This is a genomic window from Mycobacterium sp. E2733, from assembly GCF_001667585.1.
Lineage (GTDB): Bacteria > Actinomycetota > Actinomycetes > Mycobacteriales > Mycobacteriaceae > Mycobacterium.
Genome location: NZ_LZJZ01000055.1, coordinates 23420 through 47400 on the forward strand (window position 1 = coordinate 23420; position 23981 = coordinate 47400).

Below are 23981 nucleotides of genomic sequence, written 5' to 3' on the forward strand. Positions count from 1 at the left end.
AACGAGCGTTGCGGCCTCAGCCTTACTCAGGATGCGGGGATTGGCTAGCGCGATACTTTTGCCGCGCTTGTGCAGCACCGCCTGTCCACCGGCGAATACATTCTGCAACCAGTCCGATTTCAGCCCGTACCCGATGAGAACGACGAAGCCACCGCGCGTGGGTGGAAACACCGGGCGGGCCCATGGTTTCGCCGACCGGGCTGGGCGGCGTCACCGTCGTCCGCCAACCGGTCGGGGTGGTCGGAGTCATCACGCCGTTCAACTTTGCATTCTCGATCAACATTCAGAAGTGCCTGGCCGCCTTGGCCGTCGGGTGCACTGTCGTGCTCAAGCCCCATCCGCGGACGCCAATGAACGCCTTGGAGTTGGCCACGGTTGGTGAGGAAGCGGGGCTCCCGCAACGTCGTTGCGGGCGGTGCGGACGTGGGAGAGGAGCTGTGTACGCACCGAGGCGTCGACATGATCGGGTTCACCGGTTCGACGGCGACCGGTCGGCGCATTCGTGAACTATCGGCGGCCACGATGAAACGTGCGCAGCTGGAACTCGGCGGCAAGAGCGCGCACATCGTCCTCGACGATGTCACCGAGAATGATGTCGCGGGAATAGGATTCGGGCAGGTGCTGATGCATGCCGGACAGGCATGCACCGTCACGTCGCGACTTCTATTGCCCGAGCACCTATTCAAGGAACGCACACGCAGGGAATGGACCGACTTCTTCATTGCGACCGATATCGCAGGAGCCCCAGCATTTTTGGGCGCAGACCTGTTCGACGACGACCACACGAAGGCTCGTCGACTCGTCTACGAACAGGCTGAGTCGGATGGAACCTCGCAGCGACTGATAGGAACGTGCGTCAAGACCAAACCCGACGAACGATTTGCACCGCCGGCAGCGCCGCACGCTGGGGCAGCATACGGAAGAGTTACTCGCCGCCCTGGCAGGCTACGACGCGGCCGGAATCGAGCGCCTCCGTTCGACTGGCGCAATCTGAACAGCGGGCCACTCAAGGTTCAAATATGAGGAGGTTCGGCGTCTCATCTGCCGATCGCTAGCTAGCAGCACTGCGCGGGTCTTACCCCGGCGTCAGCCGGGCGATTTATAGCCGTACCGAGGGACTGCTCCCTGACCGGGGCGAAAGTTCAATACAGTCCGCGCCCCTGTCCGCTGCCCCGATGGCTCATGGACAACGCGTTTTGATGAGGCAGCGCTGCGGGTAACCACCCGGGGTGCGCGCGGAATCTGTAATCGCCGCCGCCGCGGTCGCCGTGGTCGTTGCCGCATGCCCGTGTCCCACTGGTTCGGCTGACCCCACGTCCGAGAATCCACCGTTCCCGATCGGTCAGATGGGTGTGCCCGTGCATGCGCGCGCGGCCGGCGGCGCGACCGCCGACATCACTGTCAACAGTGCAACGTGGTTACCGCCGGGGTGCACCTCTCATTTTGCGATTCCGACGTATGGCTCCGCATGCAGCGTGGTGGAAGTGACTATCACCGGGACGTCCCACCGGTTCTTCCAGTTCGACCAGAACTACATATTCGCCGGATACGGCGGCGGCAGTCAGCCATGGACCCATCCCGACGATCCGCCCCAGCCGGGAACGTTTGCGGTCGACTACCGGAGGCTCGACAAGATGCCCCCGCTGCAATCGGGCGGCCTTCATGACGGGCAAACCGCACACGGATTCGTCGGCTTCGGCATGCCGACGGGAGGCGACCTGTACATCACGATCAACGATCCCGCGCAACCCGCTCCCTACACCGAAGCGGGCTGGATCGTCCACACCTGACGCGGCCACCGCAAAAGTGCACGGTCATCTCTGGCGCCCGCGCGCAATGTTCGTGTGAACACACCACCCGCCCGCAAATCCGTTGGTCGCGGATTCGAGGCCCCCGCCCCCCGGCCATGGCCTGGGCGATCGGCTGCCTGGGACTTCGTCCATCGCCCAGGGGCTAATCGCGATGGTCCGGCTCAATCCGGGTGTTCTGCCGGATTAGCGATCGCGCCTGATGCAGGTGCTTGGCGGCCCACCTGCGATATTTTCGTCGCGCCCAGGACATCCGCTCCTGCGAACGCTCGGTGCGGCGCACCAGTTCGAGTTCGACAGGGTCGAGCTCCTCAGCCCCGATTTCAATTCGGTCGCGACCGTGGATGAACTGCAACACCAGCGCATCCGGGTCCAGCAATTCGCGCTCCCAGGCCTCGTGGTCATCGACGTCCGCAATGCCCATCGTGTCGGCGGCGTTGCGAAGCACCTCGCCCAGTTCGCCGTCGAGCAATTGACGAAACGCGTCGGCGCCCTGCCGCGGATTGGCGATCATCCACGAGTGGTACGCATCCGGCACCATGTACAGCGTGGCGTCGGACTCGTCGGCGATGTCGCGCGCGTGTTGGAACGGCACGATCAAGTCTTTTTCGGCGTGTACCACCATCGTGGGCATCCCCTCATCGCGCATGGTGTGCAGCATCGGCGTGTAGTCACCGGACTCGACGATGGCCTTGATCGTCCGGACGGCCCCGAGGGGATTACGCAGGTTGGGCACCGCTACCGCAGCCAGCACGCGGAAGTATCCGAGCTGCTCCCCGGGTGTGAGATGCGTCGGATCACCCAGTGTGTCCCGGACCGCGGTGTAGGCCGCGCCCAACGCCTTGGCTGGTGACTTCGCCAGTTTGGGGATGGTCGTATCGAACCGCCCTCCGGCCGCCGGGTCGAACAGCACGGCGGCGAGCACCCGCTCGGGCGCGCGTGCGGCCAGCTGGATCGTCATTCGCCCGCCCATCGAATGGCCGACGAACAACGCCTGCCCGATGCCGAGGGCGTCCAGCGTCCGCAAGACCGAATCGGCGCGATCGGTGAAGGCGCACGCGTCACTGGGCAGTCGGCCGGTATCGCCGTGACCGGCGGCATCGACGGCGACGACCAAGAAACCCATACCGGCGATCCGGCTGAGCATCCGCAGATATGCCCTACGACTCAGCAGGAGCCCGTGCATGAATAACAACGGCACTCCGCGGCCGCCGACCGAAAGCCCAATCCGGCGCCCGTCATCGAGTTCCACGACGTGATGACTCAGGCGGATGCGGCTTGGTGATGTGTCCGACATGGCCACAGCGGAATTCCCGGCCGGCCAGGCGTTAAACGGGATTGCAGGCCACTGCACACCGGGGTGACAGGCCGTTGACCGGTCTGCCATGACTTCGGCGATTGGCAGCTCGAGCTCCGCTCGCAGCGCCGTGATTACAGTTGAACCAATGACTGACGCAGCGGGCGCAACGCCGAACGACGGCTTCGAGTTTGTCATCACAGAACCGGGCGTTGAGCTCGCGGTGCAACGGTCCGGCGAAGGCCCGACCGTTCTGCTGGTCGGCGGCCTCGGCATGCCGAGCATCACGTGGAGCATCTGCGGACTTCCCCAATCCCTCGTTGACGCGGGATTTCACGTCATCGCATACAACGCGCGCGGAATGTCGCCATCCTCCGCGCCGCCCGCGCCGTACTCAGTGCCGGACCTGGCCGCCGACGCCGCCGCCATCCTCGACCATTTCGAGGTCGACCACGCCATCGTCGTCGGCTACTCGATGGGCTGTTACACCGCGCAGACGCTATTGCGTAGCCGACCCGAACTCGTGCGTGCGCTGGTCCTGTTCGCCGGGCTGCAGCCCTCGCCGGTGGGCGCGATGGTGGGGGAGATGGAACTCGGCCTGATCGATCGCTACGGTGAGTTACCCCGCGAAGTATTGGTTTTCGAGCAGTTACTGACCACCCTTCACCTGCCGATGCTGCAAGATCCGGCGACCGTGCGGGGCTGGCAGCAGGCGCTGTCGGCCGGCTATGAGAGCGGTTGGGCAGGACAGGAGGGGTTCAAGGGACAGCTGACGGCGTCGCAGCAGTGGATCACGTCCGGGGAACCGACCCCGGAGCATCTCGGCGCGATCGACGTGCCCACGCTCGTCCTGGCATTCGAACACGATCTGTTCTTTCCGCCGGCCCTCTGCGAGGCGACGGCTCGGCAGATGCCCGGCGCCGAGTTTGCACGGATCGACGGCGCAGGCCACGGCGGAATCTTCACCGCACCGGGCGACAGCGTCTCCCGGATCACCAGTTTCTGCTGCGCGCAACGCGATTCACAACGGTAAGTCGCCACCGTCCCAGTCGTGGTCGTGCATGAACGCGTCCGGGATGTTGACCCGATAGCGAGCGGCCTGGGCGAAAATGGTTGCCGCGACTAATGGCAGCGCCAGGGTCGGCCCGAGGTCGCGGCGGGTAAAGACGGCGTCGTCAGTGCGCCGGAAATCGCGCAGGAATCCGCGGAAGGTGTTGCCCTTCAGCGACGATTTGCGCCACCCGTACATCAGCATCCCCGGGCCCAGCATCTTGCTCACACCGGGCCGGGGCGCGATGACCTCGTCGTTCACCCCGAAAAACGCCCGGTCGACCCTCGTTTCCGGATCGAACAACAGGATTCCGCTTGTTGCCCGCGGATTGCATTCGACCGTGAAGAGGCCCCGGCCGGGCACTTCGATGAAGTCCAGCCCCATCTGCCCGGTGAACTTGAAGGCCTTGACGCATTCGCGCGTCCATTCAGCGATGCCCTCGTGCTCGACGGACTCGAACATCAGGCACGATGTGCCGTCGATCGCGTAACGCACCGGATACTGCGCGTGTGCTTTGACCTGACCGTTGTGGCAGACCGAATACGAGCAATAGTTGGTGCCATCGGCCCACTCCTGAGCAATCCATGGATTCTCTGCTTCGAAACTCAGGCCGCGCGGCAGCTCACCCGGACGCACCTTGTGCACGTCCTGCGACCCGCGCGAATAAACGCGCTTGAGGGCGAAGGGCTGGTCGAAATCCAACGCTTCCAGCTCCTCCTGGCTGCGGACGAGAGCGAACTTGAGGGTAGGTATGCCCAGCGTCTTGAGTGCGGCCTGGAACTCGTATTTGTTTTCCAACCGGGTCTCGAGATCGAAACTGGATAGGAACAGCTTGTGACGGTCCGGGAACAAGTCGGGGTATCGCTTGATCGTGTTGGCCAGGATCTCGGTCCCCTCGTGGACCGTCACGACCAGGTCTACGCCCTCCTTGCGAACGATGCGTGCGAGGGCCCGCGTCCACTCGACCGGTTCGTACCTCGGCCGCGGTGTACGGAACGTCTTCCTGACCGCCGACGAGAACCGGGTCACGGGAAACCGCACCGAGTCCGTGATCAGCACGTCATGTCCCGCGGCGCCCATCAGGCGGGCCAGGTGGAGTGACAGATATGACCGACCGAAGGTAATCAGCACGGTCTTTCGACCAAATCCGGACACCGAACCTCCCGTTGCGAACGCCCGCCGCCCGCTCTGCTTCCGTCGACCTGCGGTCGGAGAGTTGAGCCTTGGAGCCGTTTTATCCGACGCTACTCCGGGGAGCGCCCGTCCGAGGTGTTCGGTTTGCACCTTCACTGCATCTCTGGCCGCGGCGGATTTGCGGCACGGCATTGTTTACACTGCGACGGCTGACGGCTATCAGATTTCAAACGCAGGCATCAACTGGTTTCGGCGCGTTGACCGCGACGCGTGGATGAATACATGCAGGGCCCCGATACGTTGTTCACCCCGGCCACGTCACAAGGACAACGAACTCTCTGTGGCCACAACGCCGCTGATCGTACCGACCGTGCGATGTCATCAGTCGAACCCGACGCCGAACTTGATCTCGGCGGGAAATCACCGCGGACAACGGCTCTCGCGCCCGTGAGCCGTGGCGGCCTAACGGCGAGCGGTGCGGAGTATCCGTCCGGTGCTCGGCCTCGGTGCGCTCGAGGATGCGTCGGGTGTTGTAGTCGGGGGCCGAGACCGCGGTGGAAGCGCCCTCTCGCAGCCTGTTTCAGGCAGCAATGAGCATCTGATGTTCGATGGCGGCGAATGGAAGGCGTCATTCGATCCGGGCCCGGCCGACGCTGAATCACATTCGCGGCCGGACCCCGGTCGAAGATGGGGGCTTAGCCCTGGTGCACGACGTTCGCGTTGCCGGTGTTGTTGACCACCGGTGTGCCGGAGTGGTAAGTGATCTCGTTCGAGCTGCCGGACACCATCACGGAGTTGGCCGAGTCGACGGTGACCTTATGCCCGGTCCCGGAAACGTTCAGTACGTCGCAGTTGCCGGTGACGGTGACGACATGGTTGCCGCCGCTGATGTACAAGGTGCCGTTGTCGCAGGCTATGGTCCTGTCGCCACCCCATCCGTCGACGCTGTTGGTAGGCCCCGCCAAGGGGGGCGGAGACGGAAGTGGATTGGCCGCGGCGACAGTGTTGGTCGTGGCGGCGGCGAGGAGCGCAAGGCCGACCGCCCCGATGATCTTGGTGCTCAAATTATTTGACATGGAAGTCCTCCTCCGAACTCGATAACGACGTGTATCTGCCAGCGATTTGTTTGAGTTGTGGCACAACTCTTTTTCATCCGACCAACGCGCACGACTACGGGAGTAGGGTCTTAAGACCTATGTAATGCGGGACTTTCGTCGCGTTGCGTCCACCGGACCCAGCATCAAACTGGGTGGCCCGCAGCGGCATTGGAGTTTGGGAGACGTCTGCACCAGTGTCCGGCGCCGCACCTGGCCCGGCATCTTCTAGGCGCGTTCTTCTGAAGTGTGGCTCGCCGAGATTCTGTTTTTCTGGTTCGACTGGAACGGTGGCGATGTCCCCAAGACGTATTATCTTAAACCCTACAGCCCTTCGCCGAGCGAGGTTTTCGACGGTTGATCCCCGGTTCAGGAGCCGCTCGAGGGGCGACCGGGCCGGTGATTAGGGACGGATTGCGTTTAGTGAATCAGGCTGTCATGTCACCGGTGGCCGCAGCTTCAACTTCCGCCAGCCCAATCAGCTGGTGTCGCAAGATGTTGGAGGAGCTTCAACCTACATTAGATTCGGGGGTTTTCCGTGGTGGCCCTATGGCGAGGCTCCGGCCGGCCGGCGGATCTGCTCCAACAACCTTGCGCGAGGCCGGGATTCACGGGGCGCTTGCGCTCCCTCCCGCGGAGCCGTCACGCAAAAGGCGGCATGGGTTGCCGGCAGCGGTTCGACTCAGCGCCAAACCAAAGCACATCCCTTCGCCGAATGCCGCGCGGGTAAGGACCTTTGGCCCTGGCCGACCACATATCTCCCAGCGACGCTGGAGAGATCGCGCGTCGGAACCCAGCACCGCCAAACGATCATCACGCAAGGCCTGCTGATGAGGATCCTGTTGACCTGGAGGTGATCCGATGTCGCGGATTTTTTTGAGCCATTCCAGCAAGGACAACCGCCAGGCGGTGGCCCTGAAGCAGTGGTTGGTCGATCAGCGCCCGGAGTTGGCCAATGAAATTTTTCTGGACATCGACGCGGGGTCGGGGCTGCGGGTGGGGGCTCGGTGGAAAGGACAGTTGTTCGAGAGCAATTCCCGCTGTGAAGCGGTGCTTTGTTTGGTGTCGGCTGCGTGGGACGGTTCCCATGAGTGCAGGACCGAGTACCGCACGGCCGAGGGGTTGGGCAAGCAGATTTTGGTTGTGCGGCTAGAAGATACCGGCGACGGTGACATCACCTCGGAGTGGCAGCGTTGTGACTTGTTCGCCGAGGGGGCGCTGACCGAGATCCCGGTGCCCGGTGGGGGTCCGGTGCGGTTCAACACCGCGGCGTTGTATGCGCTGCGCAAGGCGATCGAGGGTGCCGGGGTGGGGCCGCAGACTTTCGTATGGCCGCCCAAGGAGGACCCTCACCGTGCGCCGTATCGGGGGTGGGAGCCGTTCGAAGACATCGATGCCGGGGTGTTTTTCGGGCGGGATGCGGCGATCGTGCGCGGGCTCGATGAGTTGCGTGCCATGCGGCTGTCGGGACTCAACTCGTTGTTTGTGGTGTTGGGACCGTCGGGTAGCGGTAAGTCGTCGTTTTTGCGGGCGGGGTTGATCCCGCGGCTGCAGCGCGAGGATCGCCGATTTGTGGTCTTGGGGATCGTGCGCCCGCAGCGCAATGCGCTGACCGGGGAGCGCGGGTTGGCCGCGGCCATCCATGCCGGGCGGCAGGCCCTGGGGCTGGACGGGGCGGCGCTGGGGAAGATCAAGCAGGCCTGCCAGCACCGCGAGGTGGACCTGATCGCGGGGTGGCTGGCCGAGCTGCGTTCGACGGCGGCCGCGCGGCTGGCTGAGGCCGGGCAGGAAGGTGGGGCACCGAGTTTGGTGTTGCCGCTAGATCAGGCCGAGGAGCTGTTCTCCGCCGACGCCGGTGAGCAGGGCGAGCAGTTCCTCGGCCTGGTCGCCGAGGTGATCGAGCGCGTCAACACAGGCGGTGAGGCGGGGCTGATTGTGGCCGCCACCATCCGCACCGACCGCTACGAGGCAATGCAAGGCCATCACGCGCTGGAGCGCATCGGCACGGTGTTGTTCAACGAACTCAAACCGATGCCGCCCACCCAATTCGAAAAGGTGATCACCGGGCCGGCCGACCGTGCCGGCGAAGGCGGTCAGCGGCTTGCCCTCGCCCCGGATCTGGTCAGCCAGCTCATCGCCGATGCCACCGAGGGCGCGGACACGCTGCCACTGCTGGCGCTGACGCTGGCGCGGCTGTATGCCGACTACGCCAGCACCGGCGAGCTCACCTTGGCCGACTATCAGCAGATGGGCGGGATGGCCGATGTGGTCAACAACGAGATCGAGCAGGTCCTGCCGCGTGACCCCGCCCAGCGTGAGGCCGCCCTGGAGTTGTTGCGATCTGTTTTTGTGCCGTGGTTGGCCACCATCAACCCGGACAACGATCAACCCATGCGCCGGGTGGCGCACCAGGCTGACCTGCCCGAGGACAGCCGACCGCTGATCGAGGCCCTGGTGGAAAAACGGCTACTGATGCGCGACCAACGCGACGGGCAGGTGGTCGTCGAGGTCGCGCTGGAAAGCCTGCTGCGCCAATGGGATACGCTGGCCGGCTGGCTGCGGACCGAACGCCAACACCTCAAGACCGCCGATGACATTGAACGTAATACGACCGGCTGGGCCACCCACGACCACGACCCCGCTTGGCTGCTCACCGGGACCCGCCTCGCCGACGCCGAAACCCTCGCCGGCACACCAGGGTTCAGTGAGAGGCTCACCAGCACGCGCGACTACCTCGCCGCCAGCCGGCAAGCCGAAAACCAACGCCTGGCTCACGAAGAAGAACAACGCCAAGCCGAACTCCGCAACGCGCAGGAACGCCAACAGACCGCCGAATCCCACGCCGCCGACCTACGCCGACGCGCCCACGTCCTGCGCTCCGTACTGGCGATCACCGCGGTCATCGCCGTCATCGCCCTCGTCGGGGCGATCGTGGCCGTCGTCGGATTCGTCCAAGCCAACCACGCCAAACACTTGGCGGACACGCGGACCCGGGAAGCGGTCGCGTTGAAGTTGACTTCGCAAGGACAGGCCATGCTCGCGGGCGTTCAGCCCGGAGGCGACGTGCAGGCAATTCAGCAGATCCTCGCCGCGCCCGCGATCGCCCCCAGCACCGGCATCAGTGCGCTGCTGACCGCCCTGGTGGATCGACAATCCACGATCAAGATCATCCCAACTTCCGACCGGGTGACCACTGTGGCGTTCAGTCCCGACGGGCAGCGCATGGTCTCCGGCAGCGGAGACAAAACCTTGCGAGTGTGGAACGCCGGCACCGGCGCGCCCATCGGCACCCCGCTCGCCGGCCACACCGGCCCGGTGGACAGTGTCGCGTTCAGTCCCGACGGGCAGCGCATCGTCTCCGGCAGCGAAGACACGACCCTGCGACTGTGGAACGCCGAGACCGGCGCGCCCATCGGCGCCCCGCTCACCGGCCACACCGGCCCGGTGACCAGTGTGGCGTTCAGCCCCGACGGGCGGCGCATCGTATCCGCCGGCAGCACCATCGCCGACGGCACGGTGCGGTTGTGGGATGCCGGCACCGGCCAACAGATCGGCGCCCTGCTGACCGATAACAGCGGCCCGTGGGACAGCGTGGCGTTCAGCCCTGACGGGCGGCGCATCGTTTCCGGCAGCGGCCCCGTCGGCAATATCGGCCCTGGCAGGGTGCAATTTTGGGACGCCGACACCGGCCAACCGGTCGGGCAACCGCTGATTGCTGGTACCGGGCCGGTGTTCAGTGTGGCGTATAGCCGCGACGGGCAGCGCATCGTCTCCGGCAGTGCCGACGGCACGGTTCGGTTGTGGAACGCGGTCACCGGCCAACCCGTCGGGCAACCGCTGACCGTTGGCGCCGGGCCGGTGTTCAGTGTGGCGTATAGCCGCGACGGGCAGCGCATCGTCTCCGGCAGCGCCGACGGCGCGGTGCGGCTATCCAACGCCGACACCGGCCAGGAGATCGGCGCCCCGCTGACCGGCCACACCGACCGGGTGACCAGTGTGGCATTCGCCCCCGATGGGCAGCGCATCGTCTCCGGCAGCGATGACACCACGCTGCGGCTGTGGAACGCCGGCAACAGCACGCCCATCGGTGCCCCACTCACCTCTCGCACCGCCCCGGCGTCCACAGTGGCGTTCAGTCCCGACGGACACACCATCGTCTCGGGCGGCGATGACACCACGCTTCGGCTGTGGAACGCCGACACTGGCCAACAGATCGGTTTGCCGCTGACTGGACACACCTTCCCGGTGAGCAGTGTGGCATTTAGCCCCGACGGGCACCGCATTGTCTCCGGCAGCGCCGACGCCACGGTCCGGCTGTGGGACGCCGGCACCGGCCGCGAGATCGGGGCCCCGCTGACCGGCCACAAAGGCCGGGTGGAAAGTGTGGCCTTCAGTCCCGACGGGCACCGCATTGTCTCGAGCGGCTTCGATGACACGCTGCGGCTGTGGAATGTCGATACCGGTGCTCCCATCGGCGCCCCGATCCGCACTCGCGGGGCGTGGAGTGTGGCGTTCAGTCCCGACGGGCACCGCATTGTCGCCAGCGGCTTCGACAACACGGTGCGGCTGTGGGACGCCGGGACCGGCCGCGAGATCGGGCCCCCGCTCACCGGCCACACCGGCCCGGTGCTCAGTGTGGCGTTTAGCCCCGACGGGCGCACCATCGTGTCCGGCAGCGACGACACTACGGTGCGGCTGTGGGACGCCGGCATCGGCCGCGAGATCGGGGCGCCGCTCACCGGGCACCGCGAAGCGGTCGCCAGCGTGGCGTTTAGCCCCGACGGGCACACCGTCGTCTCCGGCAGTAACGATAGGACACTGCGATTGTGGGACGCCGGCACCGGCCAACAGATCGGACCGGCGCTGGCCGGTGGCACCGGCCCTGTGGCGTTCAGTCCCGACGGGCGGCGCATCGTCTCCGACAGCGCCGACGGGATATTGCGGTTATGGCCGGGGCCCGCGGCCTGGTCCGATCTGCTGTGCGACAAGCTCGCCGCGAACATGAGCCACCGCCAGTGGAACAACTGGGTGTCACCAAGCATCGACTACATCACCGTCTGCCCGGCGCTCTCTATCAGACCCGACTGACCTGCGCCGGGGAATGTCTTCGGACAACCAAGAAGCATCTCCTCGGCCGTACCGTGGGGTCCAGCCTGAAACGCCTAACAGGTTGGCATGGGATGGAGCGCAGGAATCACGCGCGGCCACAATTCATAGCCTCGCGATAGTGAGGTCCGCACCCGGAGGTGGTAGCGATCGTCGGGCGTGGGTATGAGTTCCGCATCGAGTAAGGAGACGTCGATGACGCGACGGCATGAAGATGATGCGCCCAACTACACCGCCGATGCTTCCGAGGCTAGGGATGCTGTGCCAGACGCGGCGTTAGTGCCAGAGGCCGGCGAGGGTCCGTTCCCCCCGGTGGCTGGCAAACCCCGGTCACCCATTGGGAATTGACGGCATCACAGAGCAGTCCGTCAAACTAAGCGGGTGCAACGGCTCGGCTGGCCGACGGTCGTCGTGATCGGCCCGTCGTTGGGCCCGCTGGTCAAGCATGCGCCGAGCGAGATCGCTGCCGTGATGGTCGCCGTCGTAATAAGAATGAGCCTCGTAAGTTGTTGGCGGCGTGTAGTTGTGGCCATATTAATCGTTCCTGACTAGCGCTGACCGGGGTACGGCACCGCATTGACAACGCCGCCGCCGTTGACCGGCGGTCCCAGCAGCACGGTTGAGGTGCCGGTCGCGGGGTTGTAGTCGATGAGTGCCTTGCCGCCCCCGCATCCGGCCCTGGCTTTCAGGTCGAGATGACCCCCGTTGACGCCGATCACGACGACGCTGCCGCTCTTCACATCCGGCACCGACACGGGGGATGTCGTCCCGTCGCCGTTGAGCTTGGCGAGGTAGACGACGCCGCATGCGCCCGTGGCCTGCACGAACGTCCCCGCCGGCAGCTGCCATGCGTTCAGGTCGCCGTAATCGGGGCCCTCGTGCCCGTCGTTCGGCGCGGTGAGAGGGGTCGGTGTTCCACCGTCGATCGGCACCAGCCACAGCTGAGACGTGGCGGAGTTACCACAGCGGGCGAGCGCGATCGTCGAGCCCGTGTCCCACCACCGCAGGGGTGTGCAGTCCCCTTGCCCGGCGATCGTCAGCGTTTGGCCGGGGACCCCGTCGTTGCCCATGAGCGCCAGGCCGGAGTGCGTGCCCAGCACCAGCCGCGTGCCATCCGCAGTGGACAGATACCACGTGAAGTCCTCCGCCACCGGGTAGGTCAGCTGGTGGTTACCCGCCAGGTCGACTCGTTCGAGCGACGCCCCTTGTGCCGCGGCCGTCCTCCTTTGCAGCAGTACCGCCTTGCCGTCGGGGCGTGTGTAGCGAGGAAAGCCGCCGTTCTCGGCGGTGAAGGTGGTCTTCGTGCCGGTGCGCAGGTCGACCTCGGTGACGACCGTTCGGCCCTGCTCCGTTGCGGAGAACAGGGCGCGGGTCCCGTCGCCAGACCAGTCCTCCAACCTCGGGCTGTCACCGTTGCCGGGCGGCGGGAAGGTGGTAACCGGGTAGCGGCCGCCCGCGGGGTCGACGAGGTACAGCGTCGTGGCGGCCGTCTGCCACGTTGGGGAGCCAGCGGGCGGTTTCTCCCCGGGGCGCAAGCCGGGAGCGGGGCTCCATATCGCGAGCAGCCAGCCCGGTCCGACCTGCGACCAGGGGACGGCTCCGAGCGGGGCCTCGACCCCGTGGCCAGCCATGGCCTCGGGCTCGGCGTGTGCCGTTGGCGCGACGGTGCTGGTTGCCGCGGCCGTCGCAATCGCGATCAGCGCGAGCGTCGTCGGCTTCATTCTCCGTACCAGCCCGGTGCGCCGAAGCTGGTGACGTGACGTTGTGGTCATCTTCGTTTCCTTTGGCAAACAGTCCGTGGTTACGCCGGGCTGCGGTGGCCGGTCGCGCAAAGCTTGCGGCCGGTGCCTTGCGCGTTTCTTGCGCATCTTGTGCCGGTTGCCGACTCCGTCGGGATGGCTTTCGGCAAACATGTGCATCGCTGGGCCGACGGGGGAGATACTGCGTCGGTACCCGAGGAATCGAGGCGGATGGCGGTGGACGCGCGCGTCGGTACGAGGTTCGGCAAGTACGACATCACGCGCCGGATCGGCAAGGGCGGCGGCGGAGTGGTGTACGAGGCCTACGACACCGGCAAGAAGCGAACCGTTGCGCTCAAGGTGCTTGCCGAAGAGTTTTCAGCTAACACCACCTTCCGGACCAGGTTCCAGCGAGAGTCCCAGGCGGCGGCGATGCTGCAAGAACCGCACGTCATCCCGATCCACGACTGGGGTGAGATCGACGGAAGTCTCTACATCGACATGCGCCTGGTGCAGGGACAGACGCTTCTTGACCTCATTGCGGAAGGACCGCTGGCGCCCGCACGGGCGGTAGCCATCATCAGTCAGGTCGCCGACGCGCTGGATGCGGCACACGCCGAGGGGTTGATCCATCGCGACGTCAAGCCGCAGAACATCCTCGTCACGCCTGCGGATTTCGTGTATCTGGTCGACTTCGGAATTGCACAGGCTATAACTGACCCCCGGCTGACGACGGTCGGCACTCAGATCGGGACGTTGAATTACATGGCGCCCGAACGGTTTAACGACAAGGCGAGCACACCCGCTGTCGACGTCTACTCGCTGGCTTGCGTGTTGTACGAGTCGCTAACCGGAGATGCCCCGTTCGCCGGTGACAGTCTTGAGCATCTGGTGGCGGCCCACATCGCCTTGCCGCCACCACGGCCGAGCGCGGCGAATCGGCGCGTTCCCGCGGCGCTCGACGAAGTCGTCGCCCGCGGCATGGCCAAACAGCCCGACGATCGGTACGCGACGGCGGGCGGCCTTGCCCGTGCGGCGCAGCGCGCATTGGGACGCTCGTCGACCGATGGGGAGGGCACGCGACCGTACACAGCCGTCGCTGTGCCCCCCGCCGGCCCGACGGACCACCTCACCGCCGGAGAACCTGGTGATCGCCGTTCAGGCGAACGCCGGCGGAGATGGGTGCTGCCGAGCTTGATCGGGGTCTCGACGGCTCTGGTTGTCGCGGCCATCGGAGTGGTGGTCGGCCTTGTCGCCCATCGGCCGACTGAGCAACAGCATGCTCCGCCCGTGCGCGCTGTCCAACCCCCACTGATCACTGGACCCGACTTGAGTAGCCTGCATCAGTCCTGCGATCAAGGCTTCTCGTTGTCGACGGACAACGGCTTCGGCACCCACGGCGGACGTGGGACTCCCGAGACCTCATGCCTTTTCGCCAACAGCGTGCTGACGTCGTATTGGGCTGAATACGGCAACGCCAGCCCGCTACCGCGCGCCGTATCGGCGCCTGGCGCCGTTGACTGCAAGACCGTCCCCGGTGCGCTGTGCACCGGTTCGAATTTCCTCATGCATTGTCAGCAGCACCCCGCGGAAAGCTGGATCACCTGTGTCGGGGGCAGCAGCGCGCGCGTGTACCTGTGGTAACGGGCGCGGGCGGCAGCCGGCAACGGGTGTGAAGCACCGCCGAGGCGAAGGGATTGCTACGGGGATGGCCCAGAACGCTCTCCGGTTTGGGGTGTTGGGACCGTTGCAGCTGAGTGCTGACGGCACCGACCTGCGGTTGGGGCCGGCAAAGCAGCGGGCGGTGCTGGCCACTCTGTTGATCAACCGAAATCGCATAGTCTCGATTGACTCGCTGATCGACGCGGCGTGGCGAGAGCGTCCACCGCCCGAGGCCCGGGGGAGCTTGCACGCGCACGTGTCCAGACTCCGCCGGCTGGTGAGTAGTGCCGGCGTGGATGCCGCCACCGTTCTGGCCAGCGCACAGCCGGGGTATCGGCTCAACGTCCCCGACGAGGCCTGCGACGTCGGCCGATTCGCCATCGCACGGAAAGCGGGAATTGAGGCCGCTGCCGCAGGCAGGTTCGAACAGGCCAGCGGGCACCTATCGGCAGCGCTGGCCGAGTGGCGCGGCCCGGTGCTCGAAGACCTCCGCGACTTTGAGTTCGTCGATGCCTTCGCCGCTGCACTGGCGGAGGACAAGTTGGTGACCCTGACCGTTCGCGCCGAATCCGAATTAGCCTGTGGGCGAACTCATTCCATAATCGGAGAACTGGAAGCGCTGGTGGCCGAGCACCCCTACCGAGAACCGTTGTGGGCGCAGTTGATAACCGGCTACTACCTAGCGGACCGCCAATACGACGCACTCGACGCATACGGTCGACTCAAGACTGTGCTCGCCGAAGATCTGGGCATCGACCCTGGGCCTGCGTTGCGGAGTCTTCACCATAAGGTCCTGAGCCAAGAGCCGCTGGACGTCAAGCACGCGGCCCGCGCAACCGCCAAGCGCGCCGCCAGCACACTCCAGTGGCGTCGCGGACAGCCCCGTGAGTCCGCCGTTGCCTATCTGCGCGACGCCGCCGGAAGTCTTTTCCCGCTCCGAGGAGCAGCCACCAGGATCGGGCGCCTCGCCGAGAATGACATCGTCCTGGGCGACGACACGGTTAGCCGCTTCCACGCGGTGATCGTCGACACCGGGAACAGCTTTGTCATCACCGATCTCCAGTCGGCCAATGGGGTCGATGTGGCGGACCAGCGGGTTCGCACCAGTGCGACGCTGGCCGATGGTGACCGCATTCGAATCTGCGGCCATGAATTCACGTTCGAAATCGGTGCGAGCTGAAGACGCTCGAGCAGCAGAACTAAAGCGTCGACACCACGGTCACACCGTGGGTTAACGGACGACCAGCTTGTAACCAGGCGCATCGAAGTGTGGAAAACCGGCGTCGGGGTATCCCCCGGGCGTATGACTACAGCACCGACACAACCGGGTCAGCGCGACATCGACGGCGTCCGGGGGATCGTCGACGCCATCTCCGATGCGTTCGCGGCCAAGATCGTCGGGCAACGCGACCTACGTGAGTCGCTGCTCATCGGCCTGCTCGCGGGCGGACACATCCTGCTCGAAAGTGTGCCGGGCCTGGCCAAGACCACCGCAGCCAAGGTGCTCGCCGAGTCGATTCATGGCCGCTTTCAACGCATCCAGTGCACGCCCGACCTGCTGCCCAGCGACATCATCGGCACGCAGATCTATGACTCGGCGACCAACTCCTTCGTCACTCAACTAGGGCCGGTGCACGCCAACATCGTGCTGCTCGACGAGATCAACCGGTCCAGCGCGAAGACACAGAGCGCGATGCTCGAGGCGATGGAGGAGCGGCAGACCACGATCGCCGGGCAGGTGCACCCCCTCGCGGACCCTTTTCTGGTGATCGCCACCCAGAACCCCGTCGACCAGGAAGGCACGTATCCGCTATCCGAGGCGCAGACCGATCGCTTCCTGCTCAAGGAGATCGTGCGCTACCCCTCGCCGCAGGAGGAGGTGGAAGTGATGTCGCGCATCGATGCCGGCGTCTACGACAAGGGGCGGGCCGCCCCGGCGGTGGTCAGCCGCGATGACGTGCTGCGGGTGCAGGAGGTGGTGCGCCATGTCCGCATGGATCGCGCGCTGATGCTCTATGCCGGGCAGCTGGTCGATGTGACCCGTCACCCCGCGCGGGCATTGCCCAAGCAGATCGCGCGCTTGGTCGAATACGGCGCCAGCCCACGCGCCACGATCGCGTTCTGCAAGGCGGCCCGCGCGAAGGCGGTGCTGTCCGGGCGGACGCACGTGCTGCCCGAGGACATCGCGAAGCTCGCGCATCGGGTGCTGCGGCACCGGCTCATCCTCGGATTCGAAGCGGCCAGCGCCGATATCACCCCCGAGGTTGTGATCGACGCCGCGCTGCGGGTCGTCAGGGTCCCCTGAGATTGGCAGAAGGCCACCTTGGGTAAGCACCTGAACCGCGCCAAGGCGCACTTCGGCACCGACACCCGCGGCCTGCTCGAAGGCGGCCGCTATGCGCTATTGCATACGCGCAGCATGGAATTCGACGACCTACGCCCCTACGTGCCGGGCGACGACGTCCGAGACATCGAGTGGAAGGCCTCTGCGCGTTCCGGCAGCGTGCTCATCAAGCGTTTCGTCTCCGAAAAGCACCACAAGATCTTGCTCGTCGCCGACGCTGGCCGCAACATGTCGGCGCTCGCCCCGAGCGGGGAGGGCAAACGCGACGTCGCCGCGCACATCATGGGCGCGGTGGGGTTGATCGGCCTACGGCGATCGGATCAGATCGGCATGGTCTACGGCGACCGCCGCGGCAGTGTGAACATCCCGCAGCGGCGCGGCGAGTCGCACATCGAGGGACTAATGCACCGCTGGTACCAGCACACCACGACCAACCCCGGCCGTAGCGACATCACCACCCAACTGGACTATGTGGCAACGCATTACCGACACACCATGTTGATCATCGTGGTGTCCGACGAACCGGAGGTCGATGACAGACTCGGGGCAGTGCTCGCCAGACTGAGCGGCCGCCACGACATCGTCTGGGCGATGGTGTCGGACATGCCCGCGGTGGGCCCCGACGACACCGACGGGTACGACGTCGCCACCGGTCGCTTCGTCTTGAACGGGGCCGACCTCGGCTCGCGCGTCGTCACCGCTTACCGCCGCGCCGAGCAGTGCCGTCGCGACCGCCTCGACGCGTTCCTGACTGGTCACGCGATTCCCCACGCGACCATCGCCGGCAGCGACCACATTCGGCGCGAACTCGTTCGACTGACCGAGGTGGCCGCCCGTGCCGGATGACCTGCTGCGCTACGTCTCCGGTCCGCAACCGTACTCGTCGTGGTGGCTGGGGTTGGCCGTGTTGTTGGTTGGCGCGGTAATAATCTGGCATGCAACGGTTTTCGTCTGGACTCTCCCGTCGCACCAGCTACGGCGCATCCCCATTCTGCGGCGAACGCACACCTGGCTGATCCGCGACCGGTTCGCCCGCTCCGTGCAGGGCATCGCCAACGAACACGAAGCCGGGAGGGTGTCGGCTCCGGCGGCGTGCGCGGCGATCAGCCGGACCGTACGCAGCTTTCTGCATCAAGCGACCGGGGTGCGGGCGCAGTACCTACACGTCGGGGCCATGGCCGACGCCAACCTGGCAGCGGCCGAGCCGCTGCTGACTCGGCTCGGTGACGCGCAGTTCAACGCCGAGGCGCACGTCGACGTCGCCGACGTGAGCGCCGGGGCACAGGAGTTGATCCGCTCGTGGACCTGAAGTGGTGGCCGGTAGCGGCCATCGGAGCGGCCTGCCTCCTCGCGGTTGTGGCGCTGGCGGCATGGCTGCCCATGACGGCCGCCCGCCGGCGGCTGCGCCCGCTGGCCAACGTCGCACGGCTGACCCGATTGCCCGAGTACGCGAAGGTCGCCCGGCTGCGATCACTGTCAACGATTGTCACCCTGGTGGTGCTGACGGTCATGTTCGGCGCCGCCTCGTGGGCGGCGGCCCGCCCAGCCGTGCCCAGCAACGATTTCGACGCCGCTCACCCCGAGGACATCATGCTGTGTGTCGGGCAGCCGGTGACCGATGCGGCGACGGCTGAACTGCTCGACTACTTCGCGCGGCAGGCCGGCGCATCTCCTCCGCGTCAACGCATCGGCTTGACCTCGGTCAACCGCCGGTTGGTGCCCCTGACACGTGACCATCAGTACGCTGTGGCGCGATTCGGCGAGTACGCGGGCGCTCATGCGGCGCAGCAGGCCGCGTTCGCCCCGGCGGTGCCCTATACGGACTACGCGGCGAGCGTGAACGACGTCCTGGCGCTCTGTATGTCGGGATTCCCGCCGATCGAGAAGGGCGGCACGCATCGGCGGTCGGTGATCTATCTCGGACCCTCGGATCTGCGTGCCGCGGGGGACTCGCGTGCCGCATTGTTCAGCGATGCCGGTGTGCGGGACGTGGCCGAGCACGCCGGAACGCAACTCAATGTCATCGACACGGCCCCCTCGCCGGCCAGCGCCTCGCTGGTCACCCTCGCCCAGCGGACCGGCGGCCGGTACCTCGCACCCGGACGGGGATCGGTGATAGAGGCAATCAACGAAATTCGCGCACACGCCCCACCCCCGCGCCTGGCCGACGGCACCGTCGTAACCGCGGACGTCCGGGATGATCCGGTAGTACCGCTGGTAATCGCGTTGCTGTCGGCGACCGTGCTGTCGGTGGCGCTCTTGGTGTTACGCCGATGACGTTCCATCCCCTGCTGCCCTGGGCGATCTTCGCGGTCGTCGCAGGCGCGCTACTCCTGGCGCGACTGGTGGCGCTGCGCCAGGTGCTCCTATCGGCGGGGCGCCGGCGCGGCCGAGCGGCGCTGCGGTGGACCGGCGTGACTTTCGCGGTGCTGCTGCTCGTCGCCGCGACCACCCGCCCGGGACTTCGCGATGACGAAGACAGCCGTGGCGCAACGCGAACGGCTGGCGAGAACCTCAACGTGTTCCTCGTCGTCGATCGGTCGGCCGACTCAGGCGTCGAGGACTACGGCGCCCGCGAACCGCGGATCGCGGGGATGCGCGACGACATCGGCGCGGTGACCAAGCAGTACCCGGCGGCACGGTACGCGCTCATCGGATTCGCCTCCCGGGCCTCGCTGGACTGGCCGCTCTCCGAGGATGTCTGGAGCTTGCAGCCGACCGTCGCCGCGCTCGGCTCCCCAAACGCAGGCGCCGCCAACGTGAACGTAGGCGCGGCGGATAACGTACTGCGATACCAGCTAATCCAGGCGACGCAGCAGTATCCAGGTTCGCGAAACGTGGTGCTGTATTTCGGCTCCGGTGCGCCCGGTTCGCGCGCGCCGCAGGGCGACTTCAACCTCACGCAGAGCGCGGTGGCAGGTGGAGCGGTGCTGGGTTACGGTCGCAGCGACGCGATCAACGAGATCGGATTACATAGGATCGCAGCACAACTCGATGTGCCATACGTGCATCGGGATCCCGGGCAGCCGTTCCGGCCAGACCTGCCCGACACGTCGGATATTCGGGCGGAGGCCAGCGACCGAATCGAGCTGTACTGGCTGCCCGCGCTGCTCGCCGCGGGGCTGCTGCTCGCCGAGATCTACCTTTCGGTCCGCGAATTTCGGCGCGGCCGCGTCGCCCGGCGGGATCTGACATCGTGACTTCCAAGCCGGCACGGCTGCGGCTGCGAAAACGATTGCTGGTCTACTCGGCGCCGGTCACTGTCGCCGCACTACTGGTTGCCGTCAAGCTGTTTTCCGTTGTGGTGGTGGGCGATTCGGCGGCCGATGACTTCGCGAACCGCGACGGGAACGGTGTGCGGGCCGAGGCGGCGATCCTCGGCGTGGCCAATCTGGTGCAACCCGCAAAGGCACCGTTCGCTGCGGGCGCCGCCGCCGTGCTTGACGGCCGACTCGGCGATGCCGACAACCAGTTCTCCGCCGCGCTTGCCAGCACCGACGCCGACCGCTCCTGTCCGGTGCGGGTCAACCTCGAACTGATCCGCGAGACCCAGGGCGACCGGGCCGCGGCGGCAGGGGAGCGGGTGCGCGCTGAGGAACGTTATGCGAGCGCGCTGGCCGTCGTAGACGACGCACCGCAATCCTGTTTTCTCGGCAACGGTGACCCGGACCCCCAGCGGCGGGCCATCCGCAACGACGCCGCGAACCGGTTGGCCGCCAAACGAACTGCGCTCAACGCTCCGCCGCCCGCGACGCCGCCACCGCCACCGCCCCCACCACCAGCGGCACCACCACCACCGCCCGTAGCCGCCGTCGCACCCGACGGCCGGGAGATCCCACCACGCCGGCTTGATCCCGCGGGTGGCGACCCGCTCGACAAGTTGCAGCAGCTACTGCAGGACGCGGCGGGTGCTGCGCCGCTGGCGGAGTCACCGTAACGGTCTGTCAGGCTCTTGACATGGACGGACCGTGCCCGTGCGGCAGTGACAAAAGCTATCGCGCCTGCTGCGGGCCTTTCCACCATGGCGAGTCGCAGGCCCGGTCGGCCGAGGAATTGATGCGATCGCGGTATTCGGCGTTCGCCTGCGGTGACGCTGATTACCTGTACCGCACGTGGCACCCGCGCACACGCCCGGCCGTCGTGACCGTCGGCGACGGCACCACCTGGATTGGCCTGAACGTGATTGACACCGTCGCAGGGGGTCCGGATGACGACTATGGCGAGGTGGAATTCACGGCCCGCTTCGAGTCCGGGGGCCGCTTCGGCAGCCTGCACGAGCGCAGCCGCTTCGAGCGCCGCGCCGGGCGATGGTTCTACCTCGACGCCGTCGCGGACGATACGTAGTTGCTCGTTGCTCCGCATGCCCTGCCCTGATCGCAGGCGGTGGCCAACCTCGTCTGTTGATTTGGCATTCTCAGAGCGAGTGACGGGACTCGAACCCGTGTATACGGCTTTGCAGGCCGCTGCCTAGCCACTCAGCCACACCCGCACGAACGCCACCATGCCAGCGCAAGCCCCTATGGCCTAGCGTTTTCCTCGGCCCGATCATTTCGGCCAGCGGCACTTGCCCGCCTTTCCGCGAATGACGGCTAAATTACCCGTATGCGGGTTGTTCGCCTGGTCGGTGTGATTCTGACAATCCTCACGGTGGGGCTGCTGTCGGCAGCCCCCGCCGGCGCGCAACCGCCGTCCAAGCTCACGGATCACATCACTGACAGCACCGGGGTGTTGACGGATTCGGGTCGGGCGGCGGTCAGCTCCGCAATCGACCGGCTTTACCGCGACCGGCACATCCAACTGTGGGTGGTCTACGTCGACAACTTCTCCAGGTTCAAACCCGACAACTGGGCCGACCGGACGCGCAGCGCGACCGAAATGGGCGAGCATGATGCGCTGCTGGCCGTCGCCACCAACACCAAGCTGTACGCGTTCGCGGTACCGCCGCAGATACGGGGCCTCGCAGCGGCCGAGTTGATCAGCTTGCGAAGCAAGCAAATTGAACCAGCGCTGGCCGCTAAAGACTGGAGCGGCGCTGCGGTCGCCGCGGCTGACGGATTGAACAAATCGACAGCAGCCCCGTCAAAGCCCGGAAAGCCGATCTGGTTGCCGATCGCGATCGGCGTCGTCATCCTCGCGGTGATCGTCGTGGTGGTTTTCATGCTCTACCGCGCGCGCCGCCGCCGGCGGGTAGGCCCTGGCGACGGGCAGATTGAAGGGGGTGACCATTCGTTGGGACAGGCGTTGTCCACCGCGGAGGGAAGATTGCGCCAGATCTCCGACTACGTCGCCAGGCATCGCGAGAGCGTCGGCGCCGAGGCCCAGTCCAGGGTCGAGGAAGCGAAGCGGCATTTGGCGGCGGCGCGCGGGAAGCAAGCAACAAACGGCGCCGAAGCAATCGCCCACGCCAACAGGGCATCGACCTTGGCCGCTCAGGCACAGACGTTGGCGAATGCTGACGTGCTAGCGGAACACCGCACGCGACGAGGTCGAGGCACGGCGTCTAAGCGGTAAACGGTGTAGCAGCCGCCGTTTCAGAAGCATCCGCTGACATGAACTCGCCGGCCGGCTCCGACGCAGACATTCACCGGGGGCGGTGGAGGCGGTGGGGGCGGAAAGTCTTGTGGTAGCGGTGCATACGCGTCCGGTGGTGGGACATTGGCGTTGATCGTATCGGCTACGTTGGTGCACCCGCTCACGGAGACACGCCTGCCGACGCTGGCGCAGACGTCGGCGTTGGCCACACCGGAAGGCTGTACGACGGCATACATCTCAGGAATCGCGGTAAGGGCCAGCACCGCTATGGCCCCTGCAGTCCGAGACCGCACCCACCCGTTCATCGGGCTCTCCTCACTTTGACCGGTGGCAAGTTTTGGCGTGTTGGTTTTTGATCGCTCAAGGGGTCGCGCCCTGCCCCAGCAGCGGTGTCCACTGGCAACGCTGCCTGATGTCAGCCATGGGCTGGCGGATGTTCTCAAGATCGGCTTGCTCCTGCGGGTTGGCGTTGAAGTACTGCTCCACGTCGTCGCGGATCTGGTCTTTGGGACGATCCTGGAGGCCGGTGTAGAACTCGTTCAGGTCCGGATGAGTGAACAGGTAGCCGGAGAGCGCCGCCGCGACACCAGACGCGACGCCGGCCACGTCCGCTGCTGTGCAGCCGGGGGGGCGCGCCGACGGATCAGCCGCGGCGGTCGCCGCGCTAGCACATAGAAGCGTGCCGGTAACCGCGCCAGCGCCTATTGCGCCGACCAGTAGGCGACGCGGGATCAGATCTGCGAAGAACATGACTGGCTCCTTTATGCGGCAAGTACCTGCAATTGGCGTGGTGTTAACTCTGGACACCGACGAGTTTCGTTACTCGGGCCGAAAGTCACTATTACAACGGCCAACCGTCACTACGCAATGGCGATGTCGTCCGCCCCGGTGCGGCTGTGCGCCCAGATTGGCGGCAGCGGCGCATGGCGTAGAACCCGTGGCGAAAGAGCTCCGAATTTCATTGCAGTAAAGGAGGATACGAGGTGTCGCCTGTTGTGCTCGCTGACTCGCACGCTAAAGACCAGGAACACCGGGTATGCCGGGCACCGGGATATGCGGGACGGGCACGGCTGGCGGTCCCGCGGGAATTGGAGGCCGTAGCCCGGGTATCGGGGGTCCGGGCGGACCGGCCGGGTGGGGCGCGGCTGGCGCGGACCGTTGAACAGCTGGCGGGATCGACCACGGGGCTCGGTATCCCATCCGGTGGCGGAGTC

At 66.1% G+C, this 23981-nt stretch carries 19 protein-coding genes, 1 tRNA gene and 2 pseudogenes; 15 read left to right on the top strand and 7 right to left on the bottom strand.

Annotated features, from left to right (window positions below; genetic code table 11):
• The first annotated feature begins 182 nt into the window (after positions 1 to 182).
• A pseudogene (locus A5678_RS27855) lies at positions 183 to 1023 on the top strand (aldehyde dehydrogenase family protein).
• A gap of 206 nt (positions 1024 to 1229) precedes the next feature.
• Positions 1230 to 1790, top strand: coding sequence for a hypothetical protein (locus tag A5678_RS28315; protein WP_068041829.1), 561 nt, complete (start codon positions 1230 to 1232; stop codon positions 1788 to 1790).
• 163 nt (positions 1791 to 1953) lie between these two features.
• Here the strand turns inward: A5678_RS28315 and A5678_RS10635 are convergent, their stop codons facing one another.
• Positions 1954 to 3105 carry an alpha/beta fold hydrolase gene (locus tag A5678_RS10635; RefSeq protein ID WP_197502096.1) on the bottom strand — a complete coding sequence of 384 codons (1152 nt, stop codon included), beginning with the start codon at positions 3103 to 3105 and terminating at the stop codon, positions 1954 to 1956.
• A 148-nt stretch (positions 3106 to 3253) separates the two neighbouring features.
• Here A5678_RS10635 and A5678_RS10640 point away from each other — a divergent pair, with 148 nt between their 5' ends.
• Positions 3254 to 4138: an alpha/beta fold hydrolase gene (locus A5678_RS10640; protein ID WP_068041836.1), complete on the top strand. Its 885-nt coding sequence runs from the start codon at positions 3254 to 3256 to the stop codon at positions 4136 to 4138.
• Here A5678_RS10640 and A5678_RS10645 read toward each other — a convergent pair.
• A complete protein-coding gene (locus A5678_RS10645) occupies positions 4127 to 5311 on the bottom strand; it encodes an ATP-grasp domain-containing protein (RefSeq protein WP_068041839.1) in 1185 nt (394 codons plus the stop codon). The genes A5678_RS10640 and A5678_RS10645 overlap by 12 nt on opposite strands.
• 674 nt (positions 5312 to 5985) lie before the next feature.
• On the bottom strand, positions 5986 to 6366 hold the full coding sequence (locus A5678_RS10650) for a DUF3060 domain-containing protein (protein ID WP_082945492.1): 381 nt from the start codon (positions 6364 to 6366) through the stop codon (positions 5986 to 5988).
• Positions 6367 to 7245: 879 nt separating this feature from the next.
• Between A5678_RS10650 and A5678_RS10655 the strand changes: the two genes are divergently transcribed.
• Positions 7246 to 11472 carry a TIR domain-containing protein gene (locus A5678_RS10655; protein WP_068041845.1) on the top strand — a complete coding sequence of 1409 codons (4227 nt, stop codon included), beginning with the start codon at positions 7246 to 7248 and terminating at the stop codon, positions 11470 to 11472.
• A gap of 566 nt (positions 11473 to 12038) precedes the next feature.
• Here A5678_RS10655 and A5678_RS10660 read toward each other — a convergent pair.
• Entirely contained in the window at positions 12039 to 13262 is a 1224-nt protein-coding gene (locus A5678_RS10660) for a hypothetical protein (RefSeq protein ID WP_156746851.1), read from the bottom strand.
• A gap of 198 nt (positions 13263 to 13460) precedes the next feature.
• Between A5678_RS10660 and A5678_RS10665 the strand changes: the two genes are divergently transcribed.
• From A5678_RS10665 to A5678_RS10705, 9 genes are all read left to right on the top strand, one after another.
• Positions 13461 to 14873 carry a serine/threonine-protein kinase gene (locus A5678_RS10665; protein ID WP_068041852.1) on the top strand — a complete coding sequence of 471 codons (1413 nt, stop codon included), beginning with the start codon at positions 13461 to 13463 and terminating at the stop codon, positions 14871 to 14873.
• Between the two features lie 64 nt (positions 14874 to 14937).
• Positions 14938 to 16071 (top strand): BTAD domain-containing putative transcriptional regulator, encoded by a 1134-nt coding sequence (locus tag A5678_RS10670; protein ID WP_068041855.1) that lies wholly within the window; start codon positions 14938 to 14940, stop codon positions 16069 to 16071.
• A 123-nt stretch (positions 16072 to 16194) separates the two neighbouring features.
• On the top strand, positions 16195 to 17196 hold the full coding sequence (locus A5678_RS10675) for a MoxR family ATPase (RefSeq protein WP_068041858.1): 1002 nt from the start codon (positions 16195 to 16197) through the stop codon (positions 17194 to 17196).
• Between the two features lie 18 nt (positions 17197 to 17214).
• Positions 17215 to 18081 (top strand): DUF58 domain-containing protein, encoded by an 867-nt coding sequence (locus A5678_RS10680; RefSeq protein WP_068041861.1) that lies wholly within the window; start codon positions 17215 to 17217, stop codon positions 18079 to 18081.
• Positions 18071 to 18544 (top strand): hypothetical protein, encoded by a 474-nt coding sequence (locus A5678_RS10685; protein ID WP_068041864.1) that lies wholly within the window; start codon positions 18071 to 18073, stop codon positions 18542 to 18544. The genes A5678_RS10680 and A5678_RS10685 overlap by 11 nt, the downstream gene beginning before the upstream one ends.
• Positions 18535 to 19512: a hypothetical protein gene (locus A5678_RS10690; RefSeq protein WP_068041867.1), complete on the top strand. Its 978-nt coding sequence runs from the start codon at positions 18535 to 18537 to the stop codon at positions 19510 to 19512. The genes A5678_RS10685 and A5678_RS10690 overlap by 10 nt, the downstream gene beginning before the upstream one ends.
• Positions 19509 to 20435, top strand: a complete 927-nt coding sequence (locus A5678_RS10695; protein WP_068041870.1) for a hypothetical protein — start codon at positions 19509 to 19511, stop codon at positions 20433 to 20435. The genes A5678_RS10690 and A5678_RS10695 overlap by 4 nt, the downstream gene beginning before the upstream one ends.
• A complete protein-coding gene (locus A5678_RS10700; RefSeq protein WP_068041873.1) occupies positions 20432 to 21172 on the top strand; it encodes a hypothetical protein in 741 nt (246 codons plus the stop codon). The genes A5678_RS10695 and A5678_RS10700 overlap by 4 nt, the downstream gene beginning before the upstream one ends.
• 20 nt (positions 21173 to 21192) lie before the next feature.
• The gene (locus A5678_RS10705) at positions 21193 to 21579 is read left to right on the top strand and encodes a YchJ family protein (protein WP_068041876.1); all 387 of its coding nucleotides are present in this window, start codon (positions 21193 to 21195) and stop codon (positions 21577 to 21579) included.
• Between the two features lie 74 nt (positions 21580 to 21653).
• On the opposite strand, the gene A5678_RS10710 is transcribed toward A5678_RS10705, so the two are convergent.
• Positions 21654 to 21724 (bottom strand) — tRNA-Cys (locus A5678_RS10710).
• 113 nt (positions 21725 to 21837) lie between these two features.
• Between A5678_RS10710 and A5678_RS10715 the strand changes: the two genes are divergently transcribed.
• Positions 21838 to 22746: a YgcG family protein gene (locus tag A5678_RS10715; RefSeq protein ID WP_068041879.1), complete on the top strand. Its 909-nt coding sequence runs from the start codon at positions 21838 to 21840 to the stop codon at positions 22744 to 22746.
• Positions 22747 to 22766: 20 nt separating this feature from the next.
• Here A5678_RS10715 and A5678_RS27865 read toward each other — a convergent pair whose 3' ends face one another.
• Positions 22767 to 23072 carry a hypothetical protein gene (locus A5678_RS27865; RefSeq protein ID WP_082945493.1) on the bottom strand — a complete coding sequence of 102 codons (306 nt, stop codon included), beginning with the start codon at positions 23070 to 23072 and terminating at the stop codon, positions 22767 to 22769.
• Positions 23073 to 23127: 55 nt separating this feature from the next.
• Complete coding sequence (locus tag A5678_RS10720) at positions 23128 to 23517, bottom strand: heme-binding protein (protein WP_068041884.1); 390 nt, start codon at positions 23515 to 23517, stop codon at positions 23128 to 23130.
• Positions 23518 to 23750: 233 nt separating this feature from the next.
• On the opposite strand from A5678_RS10720, the pseudogene A5678_RS27870 reads away from it, so the two are divergent.
• Positions 23751 to 23981, top strand: a pseudogene (locus tag A5678_RS27870) (hypothetical protein); the annotation flags it as partial.